The sequence below is a fragment of the Denitrificimonas halotolerans genome, from assembly GCF_034259425.1.
In the GTDB taxonomy this organism is placed as follows: Bacteria; Pseudomonadota; Gammaproteobacteria; order Pseudomonadales; family Pseudomonadaceae; genus Denitrificimonas; species Denitrificimonas halotolerans.
The window spans coordinates 152,333-174,195 of the sequence record NZ_JAXIVU010000001.1 but is presented as its reverse complement, the minus strand read 5'-3'; the positions used below and the strand labels follow the sequence as shown (position 1 = coordinate 174,195).

21 protein-coding genes are annotated in these 21,863 nt (G+C 45.9%); 10 read left to right on the top strand and 11 right to left on the bottom strand.

Going from position 1 to position 21,863, the window contains the following annotated elements; translation table 11 throughout:
• Positions 1-35 precede the first annotated feature (35 nt).
• A complete protein-coding gene (recQ, locus tag TOI97_RS00770; RefSeq protein WP_321552221.1) occupies positions 36-2,180 on the bottom strand; it encodes a DNA helicase RecQ in 2,145 nt (714 codons plus the stop codon).
• A 156-nt stretch (positions 2,181-2,336) separates the two neighbouring features.
• On the opposite strand from recQ, the gene TOI97_RS00765 reads away from it, so the two are divergent.
• Positions 2,337-2,921 (top strand): YecA family protein, encoded by a 585-nt coding sequence (locus tag TOI97_RS00765; protein ID WP_321552220.1) that lies wholly within the window; start codon positions 2,337-2,339, stop codon positions 2,919-2,921.
• 18 nt (positions 2,922-2,939) lie between these two features.
• Positions 2,940-3,338: a YbaN family protein gene (locus TOI97_RS00760; RefSeq protein ID WP_321552219.1), complete on the top strand. Its 399-nt coding sequence runs from the start codon at positions 2,940-2,942 to the stop codon at positions 3,336-3,338.
• A gap of 61 nt (positions 3,339-3,399) precedes the next feature.
• Here TOI97_RS00760 and TOI97_RS00755 read toward each other — a convergent pair whose 3' ends face one another.
• Entirely contained in the window at positions 3,400-4,002 is a 603-nt protein-coding gene (locus tag TOI97_RS00755; protein ID WP_321552218.1) for a Maf family protein, read from the bottom strand.
• 176 nt (positions 4,003-4,178) lie between these two features.
• Between TOI97_RS00755 and ffh the strand changes: the two genes are divergently transcribed.
• The 6 genes from ffh to xerD all read left to right on the top strand — a co-directional run bounded on the left by ffh (position 4,179) and on the right by xerD (position 8,835).
• Entirely contained in the window at positions 4,179-5,558 is a 1,380-nt protein-coding gene (gene ffh, locus TOI97_RS00750) for a signal recognition particle protein (protein ID WP_321552217.1), read from the top strand.
• A 127-nt stretch (positions 5,559-5,685) separates the two neighbouring features.
• Positions 5,686-5,946, top strand: a complete 261-nt coding sequence (gene rpsP, locus TOI97_RS00745) for a 30S ribosomal protein S16 (protein ID WP_321552216.1) — start codon at positions 5,686-5,688, stop codon at positions 5,944-5,946.
• A gap of 6 nt (positions 5,947-5,952) precedes the next feature.
• On the top strand, positions 5,953-6,489 hold the full coding sequence (gene rimM / locus TOI97_RS00740; protein WP_321552215.1) for a ribosome maturation factor RimM: 537 nt from the start codon (positions 5,953-5,955) through the stop codon (positions 6,487-6,489).
• 12 nt (positions 6,490-6,501) lie between these two features.
• Positions 6,502-7,245, top strand: coding sequence for a tRNA (guanosine(37)-N1)-methyltransferase TrmD (gene trmD, locus TOI97_RS00735; protein WP_321552214.1), 744 nt, complete (start codon positions 6,502-6,504; stop codon positions 7,243-7,245).
• Between the two features lie 48 nt (positions 7,246-7,293).
• A complete protein-coding gene (gene rplS, locus TOI97_RS00730) occupies positions 7,294-7,647 on the top strand; it encodes a 50S ribosomal protein L19 (RefSeq protein ID WP_321552213.1) in 354 nt (117 codons plus the stop codon).
• Between the two features lie 282 nt (positions 7,648-7,929).
• On the top strand, positions 7,930-8,835 hold the full coding sequence (gene xerD / locus TOI97_RS00725; protein ID WP_321552212.1) for a site-specific tyrosine recombinase XerD: 906 nt from the start codon (positions 7,930-7,932) through the stop codon (positions 8,833-8,835).
• Between the two features lie 69 nt (positions 8,836-8,904).
• On the opposite strand, the gene fadD1 is transcribed toward xerD, so the two are convergent.
• On the bottom strand, positions 8,905-10,599 hold the full coding sequence (gene fadD1, locus TOI97_RS00720) for a long-chain-fatty-acid--CoA ligase FadD1 (protein ID WP_321552211.1): 1,695 nt from the start codon (positions 10,597-10,599) through the stop codon (positions 8,905-8,907).
• Between the two features lie 427 nt (positions 10,600-11,026).
• On the opposite strand from fadD1, the gene TOI97_RS00715 reads away from it, so the two are divergent.
• Together TOI97_RS00715 and TOI97_RS00710 are read left to right on the top strand one after the other, a co-directional pair.
• Positions 11,027-11,989: an alpha/beta hydrolase gene (locus TOI97_RS00715; protein ID WP_321552210.1), complete on the top strand. Its 963-nt coding sequence runs from the start codon at positions 11,027-11,029 to the stop codon at positions 11,987-11,989.
• A gap of 12 nt (positions 11,990-12,001) precedes the next feature.
• Positions 12,002-12,472, top strand: a complete 471-nt coding sequence (locus TOI97_RS00710) for a MaoC family dehydratase (RefSeq protein WP_321552209.1) — start codon at positions 12,002-12,004, stop codon at positions 12,470-12,472.
• A gap of 153 nt (positions 12,473-12,625) precedes the next feature.
• On the opposite strand, the gene TOI97_RS00705 is transcribed toward TOI97_RS00710, so the two are convergent.
• The 8 genes from TOI97_RS00705 to mnmC all read right to left on the bottom strand — a co-directional run bounded on the left by TOI97_RS00705 (position 12,626) and on the right by mnmC (position 21,609).
• On the bottom strand, positions 12,626-13,039 hold the full coding sequence (locus TOI97_RS00705; RefSeq protein WP_321552208.1) for a SufE family protein: 414 nt from the start codon (positions 13,037-13,039) through the stop codon (positions 12,626-12,628).
• Positions 13,036-14,238, bottom strand: coding sequence for an aminotransferase class V-fold PLP-dependent enzyme (locus TOI97_RS00700; RefSeq protein WP_321552207.1), 1,203 nt, complete (start codon positions 14,236-14,238; stop codon positions 13,036-13,038). Before TOI97_RS00700 ends, TOI97_RS00705 begins: the two co-directional genes overlap by 4 nt.
• Before the next feature lie 104 nt (positions 14,239-14,342).
• Positions 14,343-15,332 (bottom strand): 2,3,4,5-tetrahydropyridine-2,6-dicarboxylate N-succinyltransferase, encoded by a 990-nt coding sequence (locus TOI97_RS00695; protein WP_321552206.1) that lies wholly within the window; start codon positions 15,330-15,332, stop codon positions 14,343-14,345.
• Between the two features lie 36 nt (positions 15,333-15,368).
• Positions 15,369-15,722, bottom strand: coding sequence for an ArsC family reductase (locus TOI97_RS00690; RefSeq protein WP_321552205.1), 354 nt, complete (start codon positions 15,720-15,722; stop codon positions 15,369-15,371).
• A 22-nt stretch (positions 15,723-15,744) separates the two neighbouring features.
• The gene (locus TOI97_RS00685) at positions 15,745-15,912 is read right to left on the bottom strand and encodes a hypothetical protein (RefSeq protein WP_321552204.1); all 168 of its coding nucleotides are present in this window, start codon (positions 15,910-15,912) and stop codon (positions 15,745-15,747) included.
• Positions 15,913-15,920: 8 nt separating this feature from the next.
• A complete protein-coding gene (locus tag TOI97_RS00680) occupies positions 15,921-18,641 on the bottom strand; it encodes a [protein-PII] uridylyltransferase (protein WP_321552203.1) in 2,721 nt (906 codons plus the stop codon).
• Positions 18,642-18,723: 82 nt separating this feature from the next.
• A complete protein-coding gene (gene map / locus TOI97_RS00675) occupies positions 18,724-19,506 on the bottom strand; it encodes a type I methionyl aminopeptidase (RefSeq protein WP_321552202.1) in 783 nt (260 codons plus the stop codon).
• A 99-nt stretch (positions 19,507-19,605) separates the two neighbouring features.
• Entirely contained in the window at positions 19,606-21,609 is a 2,004-nt protein-coding gene (mnmC, locus tag TOI97_RS00670) for a bifunctional tRNA (5-methylaminomethyl-2-thiouridine)(34)-methyltransferase MnmD/FAD-dependent 5-carboxymethylaminomethyl-2-thiouridine(34) oxidoreductase MnmC (RefSeq protein ID WP_321552201.1), read from the bottom strand.
• Positions 21,610-21,863 lie beyond the last annotated feature (254 nt).

Here is a 21,863-nt window from a genome sequence, read left to right as displayed (position 1 = left end):
GTTGAACCTGTATTTCTACTGTCATGCTGAGCGTCTTAGATTACATTACTAAACTCAGCCTGTAGAGCTGCGCGAACACAGTACAGCACACCTTCTTCCACCTGTGGTGAAAACTGCTCAGCAATACTGGCTGCACTGGGTAGCTCACCATCGCCTTCTAGAAAGGCATCTTGAATCTGTCCCAGTAAGTCTTCTGGAAGGTCCAATGCTTGCTCAAGGCTTAAAAGGTTCCCCGCAATAGCTTGGGCCATGAGGCTGTACACGTTTTTTAAACTGCATTGCATGTGCTGCGCAATCTGTTCTGGCGTCATCCCGCTGCGTGCGAGTGTGACCAACTCGTGGCGTAGGTCTTGGTTGTTGACTACAGATTGGGTTGCAGGTAACCCTGAATGATTAAGAGCAGCTAAAAAAGGTCTACCATAGCGCTCTAGTTTACGTGCACCGACCCCGCTGATTTGCGCCATATCAATTAAGTCTTTAGGTTGTTTACGCAACATTTCGAGTAAAGTGGAGTCGGGGAAAATAACATAGGGTGGCACGCTATGTTCTTCGGCCAATTGTCGGCGTAAAGTGCGTAAAGCTTCCCATGTATCGCGCTCGTGAGCGCGAACCAATTGGCTGGCTTGGCTGGCGCTGCGTGTTGGACGGACTTGCTGACTGAGATCACGACGTAGGTGTAGGGTAGTTTCACCACGTAGTAAGGGGCGGCAGTTTTCCGAAAGGCGTAAGCCACCAAAACCTTCTACGTCAACATCAATTAAGCTGCGAGCTACCAATTGGCGAAATAGTGAACGCCACTGGTGTTCGGTTAAAGCTTTACCAATACCAAAGACGCTAAGGTGTTGATGGCCTAAAGCGCGTACACGGTCATTTTCGCGGCCCATTAAAATATCAGTTAAATAACCAACACCATAACGTTGTCCAGAGCGATGAATAGCAGATAATGCCTGTCGTGCAGCTTCTGTAGCATCCCACGTTTCAATAGTATCGATACAGTTATCGCAATGACCGCAAGGTTCGGGCAAGTCTTCGTCGAAGTAGGCGAGTAAGGCTTGACGGCGGCAGCGAGTTTCTTCACATAAAGCTAACATGGCCTCAAGTTTGTGTTGTTCGACTCGCTTGTGGCGTTCATCCCCTTCGGAATTGTTGAGCATTTGTTTAAGCATTAATACATCTTGCAGGCCATAAACCATCCAAGCTTCTGCGGGTAAACCATCGCGCCCAGCACGCCCGGTTTCTTGGTAATAGGCTTCTAAAGATTTGGGCAGATCAAGGTGTGCAACAAAGCGTACGTTAGACTTATCGATGCCCATACCAAAAGCGATAGTGGCGACCATAATTAGGCCTTCCTCATTGAGAAAGCGCTTTTGATGTAATGCACGTAAATCATTTTCCAGTCCTGCATGGTAAGGCAGAGCTGGATAACCTTTGCTGCTTAAAAAATCAGCAGTGGACTCAACACTTTTGCGTGACAAACAATAGACAATACCAGCATCACCTTTGCGTTGTGCTAAGAAGTCTAAGAGTTGTTTGCGAGGGTTGTCTTTAGGTGCGATGCGGTAAAAAATATTTGGGCGGTCAAAGCTGGATAGAAAACACTGGGCGTCGAGTAAGTGTAAGCGTTGAATGATTTCTTCTCGAGTCCGTTTGTCGGCAGTTGCTGTCAGAGCAACACGCGGTACTTTGGGAAAAAGTTCGGCAAGCTGGCCAAGCTGTAAATACTCGGGGCGAAAGTCATGTCCCCACTGGGAAACGCAGTGAGCCTCATCAATGGCAAACAGGCTGATTGGGAGGTGTTGTAAAAACGCTAACATACGTGGCTGCACTAGACGCTCGGGGGCTAAATACAGCAGTTTGATTTCATTGCGCCGTAAGCGCGTTGCAATATCACGTTGCTCATCGCTATTTAATGATGAGTTTAATGCTGCTGCAGGGATGCCTAATTCTTCTAAACTGGCTACTTGGTCTTGCATAAGAGCAATTAAAGGTGATACCACTACAGTTAAACCGTCAAGTAGCAGTGCTGGAAGTTGGTAGCAAAGTGACTTACCACCTCCGGTGGGCATCAATACAAGAGCATCTTCTCCAGAGCAGATGCGCCCGATGATGTCTGCTTGCTGACCACGAAATGCATCGTAGCCAAAAACATTTTTTAGCGTTTGTAACGCTTGATCTTGCATGCCATTCTCCAAATCAAGCTGCGCATTATACGCTTTATTAAGTATATAGCTGAATTTTTAGCTGTATAGGCTGCTAAAATGGGGAGCTATCCCTAGCTGTTACTGCAGTGCTAGACTACACTTAACTTTCAACTTTAATCATTATGGTAATCGCGCATGTCCCTCGCTGAGCAACAAACCCGCCTGCAAGCTTTCCTCGATGCTGACGAACTGCATGACGAGGCGCTTGATTATATTGCCGCCCATGGCTATTTAACTGCGCTATCGATTTGCCCTGAAGCTGTGCCTGCAGACGAGTGGATCGATGCTTTATTTGCTGAGCCACCAAGTTACCGTAACGAAGAAGAAGCAGCTGATATTGAGGCAGGTCTTTTGCAGTTAAAAGCCCACATTCAGCGTCAACTTGCCAGTGATGATGATATGGATTTGCCATGTGAGTTGGATTTAGGCTCGGAACCTGATGATTCTGATTTGCGAGGCTGGTGCGTGGGCTTTATGGAAGGGGTGTTCTTGCGCGAAGAGGTATGGTTTGAAAACGCCGAAGATGAGGTGAGTGAGTTATTGCTACCTATCATGGTTGCATCAGGCTTGTTTGATGAGCAACCAGACTTTGCGGAAATCGCTCGTGATGATGAATTGGTGGACAGCATGGTGGCACAAATTCCTGTGGTATTAACGGCCTTGTTTTTATTGTGTCAAGCCCCTGATGAGAAACCGGTTCTGCTGAAACCTCGCCGTTAATTTTTATAGGCACTGAGTATGCGTGAGCTGCAACAGCAGATCACTCGCAGTCGTACATTACGTTATCTGCTGTTTGCTTGTGGTTGTTTTTGTGTGCTTCTTGGTGTGTTGGGTATTTTTTTACCAGTCTTACCGACAACACCTTTCTTGCTGTTGGCTGCCGCTTGCTTTGCCCGAAGCTCTAAACGCTTTTACTTATGGCTTGTTTTGCACCCTCGTCTGGGGCCATGGATCCGTGGCTATTTGGAAGGAGAGGGTTTGCCGCTCAAAGGTAAAGTTTGGGCTTTAACATTGATGTGGTTCAGTATCATACTCTCTTTATGGTTCGTTCCTCTTTGGTGGGCACGCTTGGCATTGTTAGTTTGTGCAGTAGGGGCTTCGATCTATATTTTGAAGCAGAAAACGCTTCGGCTATGACTAAGGTTAAGAGTGAGCTGATGTTTGGCGACAGGCTTACACTCGGTGTTTGCGCAGATGCTCATGGAATGCTTATTCCGCAAGTGTTGAGCATGTCGCACAGGCGTATCAGTGGTAACCCTATTAAACTCGTGGCATCAGTGCCTTCAGTTGCTTCAAATAAGCTGACCCCTAACCCTTCAGATTTGAAACTGCCTGCACAGTCGAAAGGTTGCTCTTTGTCAATATAACGCCAAATTTGTGCGTCGCTTAATGAGCGAAAATGTACAGTGAAAGGGATGCAGTCAACTTGTTCGATGTTTTCTTTAGTTTTGGCCCGAGTATCTAATACAGCAATAGCAGTTAGAAAACTGACGCTTCGGCCGCTGGCGCTGCGTAACTGGTTAAAAGCGGCTTGGGCATGATGCGGCTTGCCGATAATAGTATTGTCGAGCACGGCTACTTGGTCTGAACCGATGATCAGATGTTCTGGATATTGTTTAGCTAAAGCGCGAGCTTTACTTAGAGCTAAGCGTTGTGCCAGTTCGAGCGGTGTTTCATTGGGTAGTGGTGACTCGTCAAGATTCGGGCTGTGACAGGTAAAGGGTAATTGCAGGCGTGACAGAAGTTCGCGCCGATAAATGGAACTGGAAGCAAGTAACAGGGCCGGTGTGCTGCTGGACATAAAAAATTTCCTTAAGGCGAGGTAATTTAATCAAACTTGATGAGGGGCGCTGCCGAGCGTCGTAGGATCGGTTATACTCTACCGATTATAGTAACAACCGCCTTGCAACAGTTTATAATTTATCAGCGTTAACTATGACTTGCGCGCTGTTGCTGCATCCATGTTGAGGACTTTGCATGTTCGACAATCTTTCCGATCGCTTATCGCAAACGCTACGCCATGTTACTGGTAAGGCTCGATTGAGCGAAGACAATATCAAAGACACCTTACGTGAAGTGCGCATGGCGTTACTTGAGGCCGATGTGGCCTTGCCTGTGGTAAAAGATTTTGTGAACTCGGTGCGTGATCGTGCTGTGGGTACAGAAGTATCTCGTAGCCTTTCGCCAGGCCAGGCTTTTATTAAGATTGTCCAGGCTGAACTGGAAAGCTTAATGGGGGAGGCCAACGAAGACCTCGCTCTCAATGCAGCACCGCCTGCAGTCATTCTAATGGCTGGTCTGCAAGGTGCGGGTAAAACGACCACTGTTGGTAAGCTGGCGCGCTTTTTAAAAGAGCGTAAGAAGAAAAGTGTCATGGTGGTATCTGCGGACGTTTACCGTCCTGCAGCGATTAAACAGTTAGAAACTTTAGCCAATGAAGTGGGCGTAACTTTCTTTCCATCTGACATCAGTCAGAAGCCTGAAGCCATTGCTCTAGCTGCGGTAAAAGAAGCTAAGCTTAAATTTATTGATGTGGTGTTGGTAGATACTGCCGGTCGTTTAGCTATTGATAGCGAAATGATGGCGGAAATTAGCCAATTGCACGCTGCGATTAATCCTATTGAGACGCTATTTGTTGTTGATGCCATGACCGGGCAGGATGCAGCGAATACAGCTAAAGCTTTTAATGATGCTCTGCCTTTGACGGGCGTGGTATTGACTAAAGTGGATGGTGATGCTCGTGGTGGTGCCGCACTGTCGGTACGTGCGATTACTGGTAAGCCCATTAAGTTCTTAGGAATGGGTGAGAAATCTGATGCTTTAGATCCGTTTCACCCTGATCGCATTGCTTCACGTATTCTAGGGATGGGTGATGTTCTGAGCTTGATTGAACAAGCTGAACAAACGATCGATAAAGATAAAGCTGAGAAGCTGACGAAGAAGCTTAAGAAAGGCAAGGGTTTTGATCTGGAAGATTTCCGTGATCAGTTGCAGCAAATGAATAAAATGGGCGGCATGAGCAGCCTGCTAGAAAAAATGCCTCAGATGGGGGGCATGAATTTAGCGCAAATGGGTGGTGCTCAAGGCGCAGCTGAAAAGCAATTTAAGCAGATGGAGTCGATTATTAACTCGATGACTCCAGCTGAACGCCGTGATCCTGAAATCATCAGTGGATCACGGCGCCGACGTATTGCCAAGGGGTCTGGGACTCAGGTTCAGGACGTTGGACGATTAATTAAACAGCATAAACAAATGCAAAAAATGATGAAAAAATTCACCAGCAAAGGCGGTATGAGCAAGATGATGCGCGGCCTTGGCGGGATGATACCAGGGGTGGGTAAGCTGCCTCGAATGTAACTACTGCGCAGACTTAGAAAATAAGCCTATGCAAAGTAGCAGATAGCCATTAGAATATGCGGCCTTTCGGGCCATGCATGTTCTTTGGCTCGTTTTGATTGTAATACACATAAAGGAAATAAGTTTAATGGTAACTATTCGTCTGGCTCGTGGTGGCTCTAAAAAGCGCCCGTTCTACCATCTGACAGTGGCTGATAGCCGCAAAGCGCGTAATGGCCGTTTCATTGAGCGCATCGGTTTCTTTAACCCAATCGCAACAGGTGGTGAAGTTCGTTTGTCTGTTGATCAAGAGCGCGCTAACTATTGGTTAGGTCAAGGCGCACAGCCTTCTGAGCGCGTTGCTCAGCTGTTAAAGAAAGCAGAAACTGCTCAAGAAGCAACTGCTTAATTGACTATGAGTACATCACTCCCTGACGCAGATGAACTGGTCGTTCTCGGCAAAGTTGGTGCTGTGCATGGTGTGCGCGGCGAAGTAAAGGTGCATTCTTTTACGGAGTCGATGGAAAACCTGCTTGATTATCCGGTTTGGCATTTACGCCGTGGCCAAGATATTAAGCAAGTGAAGTTGGCCAGTGGCCGTCTGCAAGGTAAGTCGCTGGTGGCAAAAATTGAGGGTTTGGATGATCGTGAAATTGCACGCACTCTGACAAATTACGAAATTTGTGTTCACCGTAGTGAGTTGCCTAAATTGCCAGAGGGCGAGTATTACTGGCACGAGCTTGAAGGTTTAAAGGTGATCAATCAAGACCAACAACTGTTTGGGATTGTTGACCATTTATTAGAGACTGGTGCAAATGATGTCTTGGTGGTTAAGCCTTGTGCTGGCAGCCTTGATGATCAAGAGCGGTTACTGCCTTATACAGAGCAGTGTGTACAGTCGGTGGATTTGACAGCAGGCGAGATGCATGTCGAATGGGATGCAGATTTTTAATGAGTAAATGCTTTGCGCGTTGAAGTTATCAGTCTCTTTCCAGAGATGTTTGCTGCAATTACCGAGTATGGCATTACCAGTCGTGCAGTAAAGCAGGGGTTACTACAGCTCAAGTGCTGGAATCCTCGTAGTTTTACTGAAGATCGACATCAGACTGTTGATGACCGTCCCTTTGGTGGTGGTCCTGGTATGGTGATGAAGATCAAACCTCTAGAGGATGCATTAGCTGCGGCGAAGCAATCTGTTGGAGGACCGGCTAAGGTAATTTACCTGTCGCCGCAAGGCCGTCAGCTGAAACAAGCAGCGGTCAGTGCGCTAGCCAAAGAGGATGCCTTAATCCTTATTGCAGGGCGCTATGAAGGTATCGACGAACGTTTCATTGAAACTTACGTGGATGAAGAATGGTCAATTGGCGACTATGTATTGTCTGGTGGGGAACTGCCGGCAATGGTGTTAATTGATGCTGTTACGCGGTTACTGCCTGGTGCTTTAAACCATGCAGACTCCGCACAAGAAGATTCATTTAGCGATGGACTTCTCGACTGCCCGCATTACACGCGACCGGTTAGGTATGCAGGCAAAGATGTTCCGCAGGTCCTACTCAGTGGGAATCACGAACATATCCGGCGCTGGCGATTGCAACAAGCCCTTGGGCGTACTGCAGAGCGTCGCGCTGATCTTCTGGATAGCCGCTCGCTTTCTGGAGAAGAGAAAATGCTGTTGGATGAGTACTTTCGCCAACAGAACGATAGTTAATTAACGTATCGATGGTAAATCATAAAGATTTGCCTTCAGGAGCACAGCATGACTAACAAAATTATTCAGCAGCTTGAAGCTGAACAAATGAACAAAGAAATCCCTGCATTCGCTGCGGGTGATACTGTAGTTGTTCAAGTAAAAGTACGTGAAGGTGATCGTCAGCGCTTACAGGCCTATGAAGGTGTTGTAATTGCTAAGCGTAATCGTGGTATCAACAGTGCATTCACTGTTCGTAAAATTTCTAGTGGCGTAGGCGTTGAGCGTACGTTCCAAACTTACAGCCCGTTGGTTGACAGCATCGCTGTTAAACGTCGTGGTGATGTACGTAAAGCGAAACTGTACTACTTGCGTGCTCTGTCTGGTAAAGCAGCACGTATTAAAGAAAAGCTGGCACGTTAATTCTCCAGTGTTTCAAAACAAAGCAGCCTTAAGGCTGCTTTGTTGTTTTAGGGGTATATTTTTTAAGCTAGGGTGTGTATCCATTGGGCTTTTAAGAAACTACCAACATATGCCAACGCTCAATGAGTGTTATACGGCTAGTGTGGAGGTGGGGTATGACTAGGTTATTGCAGTCGCTCTGAAACTGTTAATCTGCAGTAGTGTGGCTCGCATGATAGGTGCATATTTTCTATGCGCTACAACCTGCGATATTTAATCATAAAAATTCAAGGTGTTACGAAAATGACAACTCATGTGCAGCCTGATTTATCAGCGTTAATGCGTTTTTTAGATGCGGCTTGGCTGCAGCGCGGATTGTCTGAAAACACTCGTATGGCGTATCGTAGTGATCTTGAACAGTTTGCTTTATGGTTACAGCCACAGGGCTTGCGTTTGCAAGATGTTCGTCGTGAAACTTTACTGGAATATTTAGGTTGGCGTTTGGAGCAAGGCTATAAAGCTCGCTCTAGTGCGCGGTTCTTATCTGGTGCGCGTAGTTTTTATCAGTTTTTATTGGAAGAGGGTTCGCTCATTGAAAACCCAACCTTGCAGGTTGAACTCCCACAAATAGGGCGTGCTCTGCCAGACACTTTGTCTGAAGCAGATGTTGAGGCTTTGTTGGCTGCGCCTGATGTGGACGAAGTGCTTGGTTTACGGGATCGTTGCATGCTTGAGGTTTTGTATGCCAGTGGTTTACGAGTGACGGAGCTCGTAGGTCTAACCTTGGATCAACTGAACATGCGTCAAGGTATTGTACGTGTGATCGGAAAAGGATCTAAGGAACGCTTGGTACCGTTAGGAGAAACGGCTTTGGATTGGCTTGCCCTGTACCTTAAACAGGGACGTAATGAGCTGCTCAGTGCGGCAGCCACGGATATAGTGTTCCCTAGTCAGCGAGGGCGACAGATGACGCGGCAAACATTTTGGCATCGAGTTAAATTACACGCTCAAGCAGCAGGCATCACTAAGCCTTTATCACCACACACTTTGCGTCATGCGTTTGCAACCCATTTGTTAAATCATGGGGCTGATTTGCGAGTGGTGCAGATGTTACTTGGACACAGTGATCTATCAACTACACAGATTTACACCCATGTGGCTAGTGCTCGTTTGCAGGCTATTCATAGTGAGCATCATCCTCGGGGTTAAATGGATTGGGTACAAAAAAGGCCTCGATACGAGGCCTTTTTTGTGTGTTATTGGTCTGGTTAAGAGTAGCTACTGATTTGCATCAGATGTTTTTTTTAGTTCTTCATCGCGCAACTGACGGCGAAGGATTTTTCCGACATTAGTGACTGGAAGTTCGTCACGGAACTCCACGTGGCGAGCGACTTTATAGCCAGTTAAGTTACTACGCATATGTGCAATCACTTGCTCTTTGGTTAAGCTATCGCCTGGGCGTACGGTGATAAAGACTTTAATAGCTTCACCTGACTTCTCGTCGGGAATACCAATTGCTGCACTTTGTAAAACACCTGGTAACGTTGCAAGTACATCCTCCAACTCATTGGGGTAAACGTTGAAACCAGACACTAAAATCATATCTTTTTTGCGGTCTACCAAGCGAATATAACCATCTTCTTGAATGATTCCAATGTCACCTGTGCGTAACCAACCGTCTTCATCTAGGACTTCTTTGGTGGCATCTTCTTGCAACCAATAACCTTTCATCACTTGGGGCCCTTTTACGCACAGCTCTCCAGTTTCACCTAAAGGCAGTTCCTTACCATCTTCGTCAATCACCTTACATAAGGTTGAAGACACGGGAATACCAATGGTGCCTAACTTGATATTTTGGATGGGGTTGACCGTAGCGATTGGGCTGGTTTCGGTCATACCGAAACCTTCGCACACTTGAGAGCCTGTGACTTCAGTCCAGCGTTCTGCCGTGGCTATTTGTAGAGCCATGCCGCCCGATACTGTCATTTTTAAATTGGAAAAATTCAATTTTCGGAAATCACTGTTGTTGCATAATGCGGCAAACAGTGTATTTAAACCAACAAAGCCAGTGAATTTATTGTTTTTCAAGTCTTTGATCATGCTGGGTAAATCACGAGGGTTGGTGATCAGCAAGTTGTTATTTCCTGTCATCATCATTGCCATGCAATGGAAGGTGAAGGCATAAATATGGTACAGGGGTAAAGGGGCAACAATAGTTTCGGTGCCTTCTCCTAAATTGGAAGCCATCACTGCCTTGGCTTGAAGCATATTTGCGATTAGATTGCGGTGAGTGAGCATGGCGCCCTTAGCAACACCTGTGGTACCACCGGTGTATTGCAGTACAGCAAGATCGCCTGAGTCTGGATTTGCGTTTCGAGCAGCTTTTTTACTGCCGAGAGCTAAAATATCATTGAGTTTTTGTGCGTTAGGAATATGGAATGCAGGCACCATTTTCTTAACATATTTGACTACATTATTAACGAGGAAACGTTTAAACGGTGGTAAAAAATCACCCACCTCAGTGATAACCACTGTTTGAATCTCAGTTTTGGGGATGACCTTTTCTGCTAAATGGCCCATGTTAGCTAAGCAGACTAGTGCTTTAGCACCTGAGTCATTGAACTGATGTTCCATCTCTCGAGTGGTATACAGTGGGTTGGTATTTACAATGACTAAGCCTGCACGTATAGCACCAAAAACAACTACTGGATACTGTAAGACGTTAGGCAGTTGTACTGCAATACGATCGCCTGGTTCTAAATCAGTATGGTTTTGTAACCATGCGGCGAAATCCCCAGAAAGTTTATAAAGATCACCGTAAGTGAGTGTTTTACCTAAATTAGTAAATGCAGGTTTATCGGCAAAACGCTCGCAGGAATCCTTCAATACCGCTTGAATATTAGGGTATTGATCGGGATCGATTTCAGTGGGAACTCCCTCTGGGTATTTGTCTTTCCAGAAGTTTTCGTTCATGCAAGTCAACTCCTAAGCAATAGCTCGATTTGCCTTATTGAAGTGTTTAACAAAAACACACGATATATAAATAAACTGTTTTTAGCGATGAGGACTATAAGTCCAAACTGCAGCCAGTTTACGCGTAAGGGTGTCTATGGTGTAACACGATTCTATGCTTAAAAATCATTGAATTGCGTGCTCTTGTCAATCATCTCATCTAAAGGTCTGTTGTTATGGTTAGTTTTGCTTTGCTCTTATTATTTCATAGCAAACAATGGCAGATTAGCAGCTTTACAAAATTGGGACTAGTACAAAATCAGGCTTTCTGGTCACTTTTTCGACTGGTATTTAACTTTTGTTCATAAACTTTCTCTTTTGAGTTTCTCCTTAAGGGGATGTATAGGTAATACAATAGAGCATTACCCGTCTACAGGAGGAAGTAGGCATGCGCCATGAAGCATTTTGGTTAACTGCCAATGACTCAACGCAACTTTATGTCAATCATTGGTTCAGTGAGCAGTCACCACGAGCAATTATCATGGTTGCCCATGGCATGGCTGAACATAGCCTGCGTTATGCTCGTTTTGCCCAAACCTTATCCGAGCAAGGCGTGGAGGTTTATGCGTTGGATCAGCGTGGCCATGGCCTGAGTGCTGTAGAGGCGGCGCTAGGTCATTTCGCTGATGAGAGGGGGTGGGAGGCAGTGGTCGATGATTTGTGTTGCCTAAATCATTATATTCGCCTTAAACATGCGCATATTCCAATTTTCTTGCTAGGGCATGGTATGGGTAGTTTCATCGCGCTAGCTTACTTGATGCAGCATAGTTGCAGTATGCAAGGTGCTATTTTATCTGGCTCTAATTACTTTAAGTTCTCTTTGCGCTACCGTGGGGCTATTGCTTTAGCTCGCTTTGAACGTTGGCGTTTAGGTCGGCAAGGGCGCAGTAATTTGTTGAATAAGGTTGCTTTCTACCCCTATCAGCGGGGGATTAAAAAGCGTAGTACTCATTGGGACTGGCTTACCCGGGACTCAACCCAAGTGACTGCTTATATGAAGGATCCATTGTGTGGCTTTAATTGCACGACACAGTTATGGCTTGATTTGCTAAGTGGATTAAAAAAAATTATGTCAGTAAAAAGCATGATGCAAATTGATAATGAGTTGCCGTTATTGGTTTTGGGTGGAGAAGCTGATCCAATTCATCGGGGGTATCGTTTAATTGATCTAGCAAATGCATTACGAGAGTCTGGTAATCGTGCGGTAGATATCCGACTATATCCCGATGCTCGGCATGAGGTGTTACAAGAAATAAATCATGCTGAAGTGACAGCAGATATTTTGCATTGGATCAAGGCTGCTTTAGCCAACCAAAGGACTGTAATAGTACAGGCCGTCCCTAGTGATTGATTGGAGAATTAAATGACACTTAGTACCAATACACCGTATGACAGTTTAGAAGTGGGTCAGAAAGCTTCTTTTACTAAATCAGTTACCGAAAATGACATTATGATGTTTGCAAGCATGTCGGGTGACCGTAATCCAGTGCACTTAGATGAAACCTATGCCGCTGGCACGATGTTTAAAGAGCGTATTGCACATGGTATGTTTAGTGGTGCGCTGATTAGTGCAGCTGTCGCTTGTGAGTTACCTGGGCCCGGTACGATTTACTTGGGACAACAAATGGAGTTTAAATTGCCGGTTAAATTGAATGATGAATTAACTGTGCAGTTAGAAATATTAGAAAAACTTCCTAAGTTTCGCGTACGCATTGCGACTCGAGTTGTGAATCAGCGTGATGAAATTGTAGTAGATGGTGAAGCATTGATTATTGCCCCGCGTAAAGAAGTCAGTGTGCAGCTAGCAGAACTACCGAAGTTTGTTGCTCAATAGTAAAACACTAGCTAAGCAACTCGATTGAATGAGTTGCTTAGGGGATGTAAGGAAGTGCAGCTATATAGGCTCTACTCTAGTTCTGGCGGTATTGTAGGTTGCGAACTCTATCCGCAAACTAGAATATATGCTAGCTAAGCGACTTAGCCGTATCTAAATCTCTTGTAGCAGCATTTCCATACGTTTTAGTACTGCATTTAAGCCGTTGCTGCGAGAGGGGGAGAGTTGACGGCTTAATCCTAGTTGATTAAACCATTCGTTTATCTCTATTTGGGTAATTTGTGCCGCATTGAGTCCTTCGATGCGCACTAAAAGTAAGGCGAGTAAACCCCGCAATAAGCGAGCCTCGCAGGCCATTTCGAAATGAATTGCATCCGCTTTCTGTTTTAAAACCAGCCATACACGGGTCTCACAGCCTTGAACGAGATTTTCTGCAGTGCGTAGGTCTTTAGGAAGTTCTGTGAGTTGAGAGCTCCACTGTAGTAATAAGCGGGCGCGTTGTTCCCATTGCTGGCAAGCTTGAAATTGCTCAAGTGCTTGTTGTGCGGCAGGACTTAACGGGCTCATTGTAAAATCTCCAAGGATTGATCTAGAGCGTTAAAAAATTGATCAATATCATTGCTGTTGTTATACATTGCTAATGATACGCGTAGCGCACCCGCCAAGTTTAAATGTTGTAACAGCGGCATGGCGCAATGATGGCCGGCACGTACAGCAATACCTTGCTCACCGAGTAGTAGAGCTAAATCAGCGTGATGCACATTAGGGGCATTAAAACTGACCAAGGCGCAGTTAGGCGAGCCAATAATCTGCATGTCACGTGCTCGTAACCCATCTAATACAGCCTTATGCAGTGTTGCTTCATGCTGAGCAATGGCGTGAATATCTAATGTTTTGAGCCAGTTTAAAGTGGCTGCAAAGGCAATAATGTTAGCGATACTGGGAGTGCCAGGTTCAAAGCCTAAAGGGGCAGGCAAGAATTCAGCGTTGTGGTAACCACAGTGACGGACCATTTCCCCGCCAAACTGCCAAGGGCGTAGTGCTCTGACTGAACGTTCCCGAGCTAATAAAATACCAACACCATCAGGCCCATAGAGTTTGTGTGATGAGCACACATAAAAATCACAATCAAGCAACTGCAAATTGGGGCGTTGATGGACCGCTGCTTGAGCGCCATCTACTAAGGTCCAGACCCCTTGTTTTTGAGCTGCGTTCAATAAAGGTTGTAGGTTTTGACTGTGACCTATTACATTCGACAAAGCACTGATGGCCAAAATACGGCTGCGAGTAGAAAGTTGAGCTATAGCATATTCAATGTCTAAGTGCCCTGTTGGCTCCATAGGCAATACTGTTAAGGTGAGATTAAGATTTTTTGCCAACTGTTGCCAAGGTAATAAGTTGGCATGGTGCTCATAGGCACTGATTAGAATTTCGTCACCGGCCTGTAGGTGGTGGGCTAACGCTTGGCAGAGTAGATTGATGCTTTCTGTGGTGCCTTTAGTAAAAATCAGAACGTCTTGAGGATCGGCTTGTAACCAGTGCTTAATGTCCTTGCGTGCTGCCTCAAAAGACCGTGTAGCACGTTCTCCGGGTTGATGTTGGGCGCGGTGCACGTTGGCTACAGTGTTTTTATAATGCTGGCACAAGGAGTCAATCATGGCTTGTGGTTTTTGTGCTGTAGCTGCACTATCAAGCCAAACCTGTTGCTGTGTATCAAGTGCCAAAATACCAGGGAAAAACTGACGCCAAGGAGAAGGCAAAGACATTACTAGAGTATCCAGAGTTGAAAAAAGCAAAAACTGCTTTGAATGTTGCTGTATAAATTTAATAAGCAAGCAATAATACTGCGTTACTGCTTGCTTATAGTTTTTTACTCAGCGGTGTTCAGGCACTCTACTGTGCCGGTTTCGGTGTTACGGTAGAACGACAAGTCGTCTAAAAGGGCTAACTCGCTTGCGGCAACTACTTTTATAGTTTGTTTAGCTTTATTTACAACGGTGACTGTTGTATCTGCAGTTAAGTGGAGCCCAGCTTCAATAGTGTTGCGATTGCCCAAGGAAATGCCGACATCGGCGTGACTGTTAATGACACAATGATGGCCCACACTAACCAGTGGTTGGCCACCTGAGCTAGCCATTGAACAGCCGCCTTGCAGGGTGGAGTCTGCCCCCACCACTACACCGGAAGCAATATAGCCATCAATGGTGCTACTACCGTGGGTGCCAGCGTTAAAATTAATAGAACCTTCGTGCAATACAACGGTGCCTTCACCGACATATGCACCTAAACGTACACGAGCAGCATCAGCAATGTGAATCCCTTTAGGCACAACATAGTCAGTGAGCTTAGGTAGTTTATCTACTGAAAATACTTCTAACATGCGACCTTTAATACGCTCTTCTAGTTGTAGTGCAGCAACTTCTTCAATGTCTACAGCGCCGCGATTGGTCCATGCCACATTTGGTAGAACATTAAATAGGTCTGTTAGATTGATTTCATGGGGTTTGCACAGGCGGTGTGAAATCAGTTGTAGTTTAAGATAAGCACCGGGGACAGTTGCTGGGGGAGTGTCGTGCTCTAGAATACAAGCCACGGTTGGTTTGTGGCTTTCCGCTAGGCGTACTAATAGGGCACTTTGTTCTGGTGAGATATACTTCAGTGCGCGGGCTAAATCAGAGGCAATGGAAAAGTTAAAGTCAATGACTTGGTTGCCGCCCGTGTAGCCTAAAATGTCTTTGATCCGGTTTATAAAAACCGCACTTGGACGCAGTAAGGGGCGTGGAAACAAAACTTCTAACCATTGGCCTTCACGGTTGCGAGTGCCGACACCAAAAGCGATACTAAATACAGATTGCGACATAAGATTTCCTTGTGCAAAAGCAGGCTGGTTAGTGAGCTAACTATTAAAGGCGTCTTGATAGAGTTCAGATTTAAAACCTACTAAAGTTCGATCGCCTAAGTCCAGAACAGGGCGCTTGATCATTGAGGTATGTTCCAGCATTAACTCAATCGCTTTAGTTTGATTGAGGTCGGCCTTGCTAGCGTCATCCAGTTTGCGGAAGGTGGTGCCGGCGCGGTTTAGAAGCTTTTCCCAACCATGTTCGTTGCACCACCTTTCTAAGCGTGCTTGATCGATTCCAGACTTTTTATAGTCATGAAAAGTATAGTCCTTCCCGTGCTCTTCTAGCCAAGTACGGGCTTTTTTCATGGTGTCACAGGAACGTATGCCGTATAGGGTTAAATCGCTCATAAAAAACCTCTGAACTAATAAATTAATAGATGGCTAAACTGATGCGATAAACAATCGAGCTAAACATGCATAGCATGCCAAACATCAATAAAGCGATACCCCAAGAACGCTCACGCCAATTGTAACCAAAAGCTAGGCAGAATATGCCGAGCGTAATGAGCAGGGTCATAACGTTTAGAGGATTGTTCATAGGGTTCCTTAGGTAAAAGCATTCGATAAATGAGTCACTGTGCCGCTGGCGCCAGTAGAAAGTTGTGCGATCATACTTTCTTGCAGTGCATGGCAAAGTTCGGGGTCAGATAAAGGCAAGCCTTGGGCATCGGTTATAAAAAATACGTCTTCGACACGTTCGCCTAAAGTCACAATTTTCGCACTGACTAAAGCTAAATTAAACTCTAAGAAAATACCGCCAATCCTTGCTAGCAAGCCAGGACGGTCAGGGGCAACCACCTCAACTACGGTATAAGGGCGTTGTGCGTCATTATGAATAGTGATTTGTGGAGTGAAAGAGAAATGTTTCAGCTGACGCGGCACACGCCGCTGAATAATTTCAGGGTAATCTACAGGGTTACGTAAGGCAGCAGTGAGGCCTTTTCGGATCTCTTGAATGCGCTCAGGGTCATTACCGATACGACTGCCATCAGCGTCTAAAACAATATAACTTTCAATGCTGAACTGACCTTTAGAGGTCATGATTCGAGCATCTAAGGCACTTAAATTTAATTGGTCTAATGTTGTTACTGTCACAGCAAAAAAGTCATGTCGATGTGCGCCATAGACGAAAATTTGTGTACCTCCGTCGTATTCTCGTTGGGTAGTCTCGCGGACCAAGACTAAAGGTTCGCTCAGATCGTTATGTTTTAAAATAGCAGCACAATGCCACACGATATCGCCAGCGCTATGACGTAAGAAATAGTCATCACCCAGATGGCTCCACAGTTCTTCCACTTCTTTAGGGTCAGCACCTTCTTCGATCAATAAGCTCAAGGCTGTGGCTTGACGCGTGGTGAGCTGTTCTTCGCGTTCGAGCGGGTTTTCTAAACCACGACGAATGGCGCGACGTGTTTCGCTATAAAGTTGCCGCATGAGTTGAGCACGCCATGAGTTCCATAGAGTGGGGTTGGTGGCGTTGATATCCGCAATGGTGAGCACGTAAAGATAATCAAGGCGTGTTTGATCACCAACAAGCATTGCGAAATTATAAATTTCGTCCGGATCTGAAATGTCTTTACGTTGAGCTGTCACAGACATCACTAAGTGATTGCGTACCAACCAAACAATGAGGCGGCGATCTGCTGTGGGCAGGTTGTGTAATTTGCAAAACTCGTCTGCAATTTCTGCGCCAATCATGGAGTGGCTACCACCACGCCCCTTACCAATGTCGTGGAATAATCCTGCTAAATAAATCAGTTCAGGCTTGGGTAAGCGGCCAATAATGGCGCTGGCCAGTGAGTATTTTTCTGCAAAGTCAGGATGGCGTAATTTGCGCAAGTGCTTAATTAAGTTCAGAGTGTGTGCATCGACTGTGTAAATGTGGAAGAGATCATGTTGCATTTGCCCAACGATGCGTCCAAATTCCGGTAAGTACCGTCCTAAGATGCCGTAGCGGTTCATCCTGCGCAGATTCATATGCACCCCTTCTTGGCAACGAAAGAGTTCCAGGAAAAGGTTAATGTTGCGTTCGTCGTGACGAAAATCTTCGTCGATTAAATCGCGGCTATCACGCAGTAATCTAATTGTTTTAGAGTGGACACCTTTAACTTCTGGGTGTTGGGCTAGCAACACAAAGACTTCCATGATGGCTGAAGGTGTATCGCTAAAAACGTAAGGGCTACAGGCTTCTAAATAGCCGCCGCGAATACGAAAACGTTCATTGATGAGAGTAGGGGGTTCGCTGACTTTATCATTACGTAAAATGGTTTCCTCAAAGTACTGATTGATTAAGTCAGACAGCTGTGAAATACCCATGATGACGCGATAGTACTTTTGCATAAAATGTTCGATAGCGGGTTTATTATCGTCATCTTCAAAACCAAACATATGTGCTATTTTATGCTGAAAATCCAACAGTAAGCGGTCTTCATTACGGCCAGCAAGCATGTGTAGGGCGTAGCGGACTTGCCATAAAAAATCTCGAGCTTGTGCTAATAAGCGGTACTCACCCGCGGTTAAAAAACCAGGCGCCTCAAGGCTGCTTAAGGTGCGCATACCAAAACGCCGACGTGCTACCCACATGATGGTGTGGACATCGCGTAAACCACCTGGAGAGGTTTTAACGTTAGGCTCTAGATTATATTCAGTATCATTGTACTTGTTGTGGCGAGCGCGCTGCTCTTCACGTTTACCAGTAAAAAATGCTTCACTGGGCCACATGTGTTGTGGGCCTATTTTTTCACGCATGCTTTCGAGCAAGGCCGGGGGGCCTAAAACCAATCGGCTTTCTAGCAAATTGGTGATGATTGATAAGTCATCGCGAGCTTCGTCGGTGCACTGTTTTACGGTGCGCACGCTATGACCCACTTCAAGGCCAATATCCCAGAGAAATGTTAAAAAACTGGAGATGCTAGCATGTAGGTGGTCGCATTGCTCATGTTCTAATAAGACCAACAAATCAATATCTGAATGCGGGTGCAGTTCTGCACGACCATAACCACCAACAGCCACCAAGGCGATAGCACAAGGGAGTTGAGCATCTGGCCATTCTTGTGCTTGCCATGCTTGTATTAGCAGTTGGTCAATAAACCAAGCGCGCGCATGGACGATGTCAAAAATAGACTGGCGATCTAGGAAGCGTTGATCAAGTACCATCCGTGCATGTTCAATGGCATTGCGGAAGGTGGTTAAGGTGTTGTTATCGGTTGCCAGTTGTTGTTGAAATGACTCGGCATCAAAGAGTTCAGAATCTGAAGACAACCGCATATTGCACCTCACAGGTATGATCAATATAAAGCTAGATAATGGTCGCTATCAGTAGATGAACGACCATTACTGCTTGGCTAGATTAAGAAGACTTGGCAGGGAAAGTTTCATCGTTGCGTAAGGTGAAAATTTCATAGCCGTCTGCTGTAACTGCTAGGGTGTGTTCCCACTGGGCAGTTAGTTTGCGGTCTTTCGTAATTGCTGTCCAACCATCACCTAATAGACGTGTTTCTTTTTTGCCTAAGTTGATCATCGGCTCAATGGTAAAAGTCATACCTTCTTTGAGCTCTAAACCAGTGCCGGCCTTACCGTAGTGCAAAACTTGGGGTTCTTCATGGAAAACTTTACCAATACCGTGACCGCAGTACTCGCGTACTACAGAGTACCCATTGCTTTCAGCGTGTTTTTGAATCACTTCACCAATATCGCCAAGGCGTGCTCCTGGACGTACTAGTTCAATACCTTTGTAAAGACATTCTTGAGTGATTTGGCACAGTCGGTTGGCCCACTCGGGGGTATTTCCGACTAAGAACATTTTACTGGTGTCACCAAAGTAGCCATCTTTAATTACAGTAATATCGATATTAATAATATCGCCATCCTTTAGCGGCTTGTCATTGGGAATACCGTGGCACACCACGTGGTTCACTGAGGTGCAGATCGATTTTGGGAAGCCGTTGTAATTAAGCGGCGCTGGTATAGCTTTCTGCACATTGACTATGTAATCGTGGCAGAGTGTGTTGAGTTCATCTGTAGTAACGCCAACTTTTACGTGCTCCTCAATCATTTCAAGCACTTCAGCAGCCAAGCGGCCTGCGATGCGCATTTTTGCGATTTCGTCAGGAGTCTTAATAGAAACGGTCATGCAATCCTCTAAGCGTTAATCACGCAGAAGTAAACAATAGAAGCAGTAATTCTAGCAGAAAACCAAGAATCTGTGGGCGATGCTCTGCGGACGTGTACTTTATTGTGGTTTATTACGCATTAAAGTGCGCAGAGCAAAACGGTTCGGATGACATTGCTGTGCGATATCAACCGGTAATGGTAAAGGTTCTGCGCAAATCCATGCGCTGAGCAACTCAGCGGCCAAGGGTGCACTGATTAACCCACGTGAGCCGTGAGCTGTATTGACATACAGGCCGTTGTGCCAAGGACAAGGCTGCTGCTGGGGCAGACGCGCATCTTTGCGTAGCTCGGCATAGGTTTGCATGAATTGGTTATACTGCGCCACAGGACCTACCAAAGGCAGATAATCAATACTAGTGCTGCGAAACGCAGCATGTCCTTTCAATTGAGAAAGATCGAGCGTATCTGTTTGGCAGATTTGAGTTAGAGACGGAGCAATCGCATGCAATAGTTCAAGGTTACTGCGATGTTCGGCCAACGAGGCTGTTTGGCTGTTGAGTGCAAAGTTGAAGCTGGCACCAATGGTATGGTGTCCTTGGCGTGCAGGTGAGATATAACCGTTAGCACAGATGACAGTTTGAATAGATTGACTGGCTGCTGTGCTTGGTAGTTGGGTAGTTTGTCCACGCACTGGGTTGAGTGGTAAGTGTTGAGTTTGTTGAAATTGTGTAACGTTAGCTGCGTTACAAAGAACCACTACCGGAGCCTCTGCGATAAGGCCGTGCTCGGAATGTACTTGCCATTGTTGGTTCATCTGCAACAAGGTGGTTGCGCGTTGTGCGCTTTTAAACTCAATAAGAGGATTCTGGCTGAGTGCTTGGCACAGCGCTGGTGGATGAACCCAACCGGCTTGAGGATAAAATAAACCGCCATGCTGTAACGGAACGCCAGCTTGCATGCTGGCTTGCTCTGCAGTGACAGCATAGAGCAAGTCGTCAGGAAAGTGCTCAGCTAGAGTGGTTAGACGGTGCTGTTCTTTGTCATTAAAAGCCAGTTGTAAAGTGCCGCAGATACTCCATTCGTCTTGTTTAAGGTTTTGTAGTGGATTATCGAGGGTTTCTAATAAGCGACGTGTATAACCAAAGCCTGATAAAATAAAGCGTGATAGGGCTGTGTGGTGAGCTGATAGCTTTAAATACAATATGCCTTGAGCATTGCCTGAAGCCTCTTGAGCGATGCGTGTGTGCTGTTCAATGAGGGTAACGCGCCAACCGCGGCTTGCCAAGCTGGCCGCCGTACTACAGCCAGCGAGTCCGGCACCAATTACAATCGCATGCCGTTGGGCGAGAGCGGGCGGTGTAGATGCGGGGCGGGCAAACCAAGGCTGGCAGTGTTTTGTGTCTTGATATCCTTCTGCTGAGTATAGGCCTGCAAGCATTTCGCGTTTGTGTCCAAAGCCCTGTACGCGTCGCATGTTAAACCCAGCAGCAATGAGCCCACGACGTACAAAGCCTGCGCTAGTAAAGGTGGCTAAGGTGGTACCTGTTGTCGCTAAACGCGCTAGCTGTGCAAATACTTGTTCATTCCACATGTCAGGATTCTTGGCTGGAGCAAAGCCATCTAAAAACCAAGCATCAATTTGTGCATCTAATTGCTGCAGCATGTCGTGGACATCACCAATTAATAAGGTCAAGGTGACACGGCCTAGATCAAACTTAAAATGCTGAAAGCCTGAGTGAACAGCTAAGTATTGTTTGAGCAGTTGTTCGCGCAGTGTGCCCAATTGTGGCCAGAGTGCTAGAGCTTGACTGAGATCGCTGCGTTTTAAGGGAAATTTTTCTACACTGATAAAGTGTAAGCGGGTATGGTCCGGTGCATGCTGGTTAAAACACTGCCATGCGCTGAGAAAGTTTAATCCAGTTCCAAATCCAGTTTCACCAATAACAAAAGTTTGTCCTGTTTTAAGGGCTGCCATACGGCTAGGCAGTTGGTTGTGTTGAAGGAAAACATACTCGGTTTCAGCGAGGCCTGAAGCACTGGAAAAATACACATCATCAAACTGGCTCGAAAGGGGTTGTCCTTGTGCGTCCCAACACAATTGTGCGTGATTAATTTCTGCCATGCGATTGCCCTTGCTGTTGTCAGTCATAGTGTAAGATCAAAGTATAAGTGCGCAAGTTTACTCGCTTTCTGACTTTGTTGCTGTGTGAGCATTGAGCTTCAACTGTGGTCGCTGTGCGTGTGTGGTGGGCTTGTCTTGTTATAGGAAAAGCCGCCAGATTGTAAGATGCTTTGGGCTGCGGTTGGCGTGACTGAGTTCCTTAATCAGCAGGGTGGTGTTGGACAAATTTTGCTACACTGGATGGCTTGTTTTGG

Coding starts and splice junctions, on each gene's coding strand:
- TOI97_RS00695 (WP_321552206.1), bottom strand. CDS start 15,332: ATGTCGCAATCTGTATTTAGTATCGCTTTTGGTGTCGGCACTCGCAAC.
- TOI97_RS00680 (WP_321552203.1), bottom strand. CDS start 18,641: ATGCGGTTGTCTTCAGATTCTGAACTCTTTGATGCCGAGTCATTTCAA.
- fadD1 (WP_321552211.1), bottom strand. CDS start 10,599: ATGAACGAAAACTTCTGGAAAGACAAATACCCAGAGGGAGTTCCCACT.
- rpsP (WP_321552216.1), top strand. CDS start 5,686: ATGGTAACTATTCGTCTGGCTCGTGGTGGCTCTAAAAAGCGCCCGTTC.
- TOI97_RS00755 (WP_321552218.1), bottom strand. CDS start 4,002: ATGTCCAGCAGCACACCGGCCCTGTTACTTGCTTCCAGTTCCATTTAT.
- rplS (WP_321552213.1), top strand. CDS start 7,294: ATGACTAACAAAATTATTCAGCAGCTTGAAGCTGAACAAATGAACAAA.
- TOI97_RS00710 (WP_321552209.1), top strand. CDS start 12,002: ATGACACTTAGTACCAATACACCGTATGACAGTTTAGAAGTGGGTCAG.
- TOI97_RS00765 (WP_321552220.1), top strand. CDS start 2,337: ATGTCCCTCGCTGAGCAACAAACCCGCCTGCAAGCTTTCCTCGATGCT.
- mnmC (WP_321552201.1), bottom strand. CDS start 21,609: ATGGCAGAAATTAATCACGCACAATTGTGTTGGGACGCACAAGGACAA.
- TOI97_RS00760 (WP_321552219.1), top strand. CDS start 2,940: ATGCGTGAGCTGCAACAGCAGATCACTCGCAGTCGTACATTACGTTAT.
- TOI97_RS00700 (WP_321552207.1), bottom strand. CDS start 14,238: ATGTCTTTGCCTTCTCCTTGGCGTCAGTTTTTCCCTGGTATTTTGGCA.
- TOI97_RS00685 (WP_321552204.1), bottom strand. CDS start 15,912: ATGAACAATCCTCTAAACGTTATGACCCTGCTCATTACGCTCGGCATA.
- map (WP_321552202.1), bottom strand. CDS start 19,506: ATGACCGTTTCTATTAAGACTCCTGACGAAATCGCAAAAATGCGCATC.
- TOI97_RS00705 (WP_321552208.1), bottom strand. CDS start 13,039: ATGAGCCCGTTAAGTCCTGCCGCACAACAAGCACTTGAGCAATTTCAA.
- recQ (WP_321552221.1), bottom strand. CDS start 2,180: ATGCAAGATCAAGCGTTACAAACGCTAAAAAATGTTTTTGGCTACGAT.
- TOI97_RS00715 (WP_321552210.1), top strand. CDS start 11,027: ATGCGCCATGAAGCATTTTGGTTAACTGCCAATGACTCAACGCAACTT.
- rimM (WP_321552215.1), top strand. CDS start 5,953: ATGAGTACATCACTCCCTGACGCAGATGAACTGGTCGTTCTCGGCAAA.
- TOI97_RS00690 (WP_321552205.1), bottom strand. CDS start 15,722: ATGAGCGATTTAACCCTATACGGCATACGTTCCTGTGACACCATGAAA.
- xerD (WP_321552212.1), top strand. CDS start 7,930: ATGACAACTCATGTGCAGCCTGATTTATCAGCGTTAATGCGTTTTTTA.
- ffh (WP_321552217.1), top strand. CDS start 4,179: ATGTTCGACAATCTTTCCGATCGCTTATCGCAAACGCTACGCCATGTT.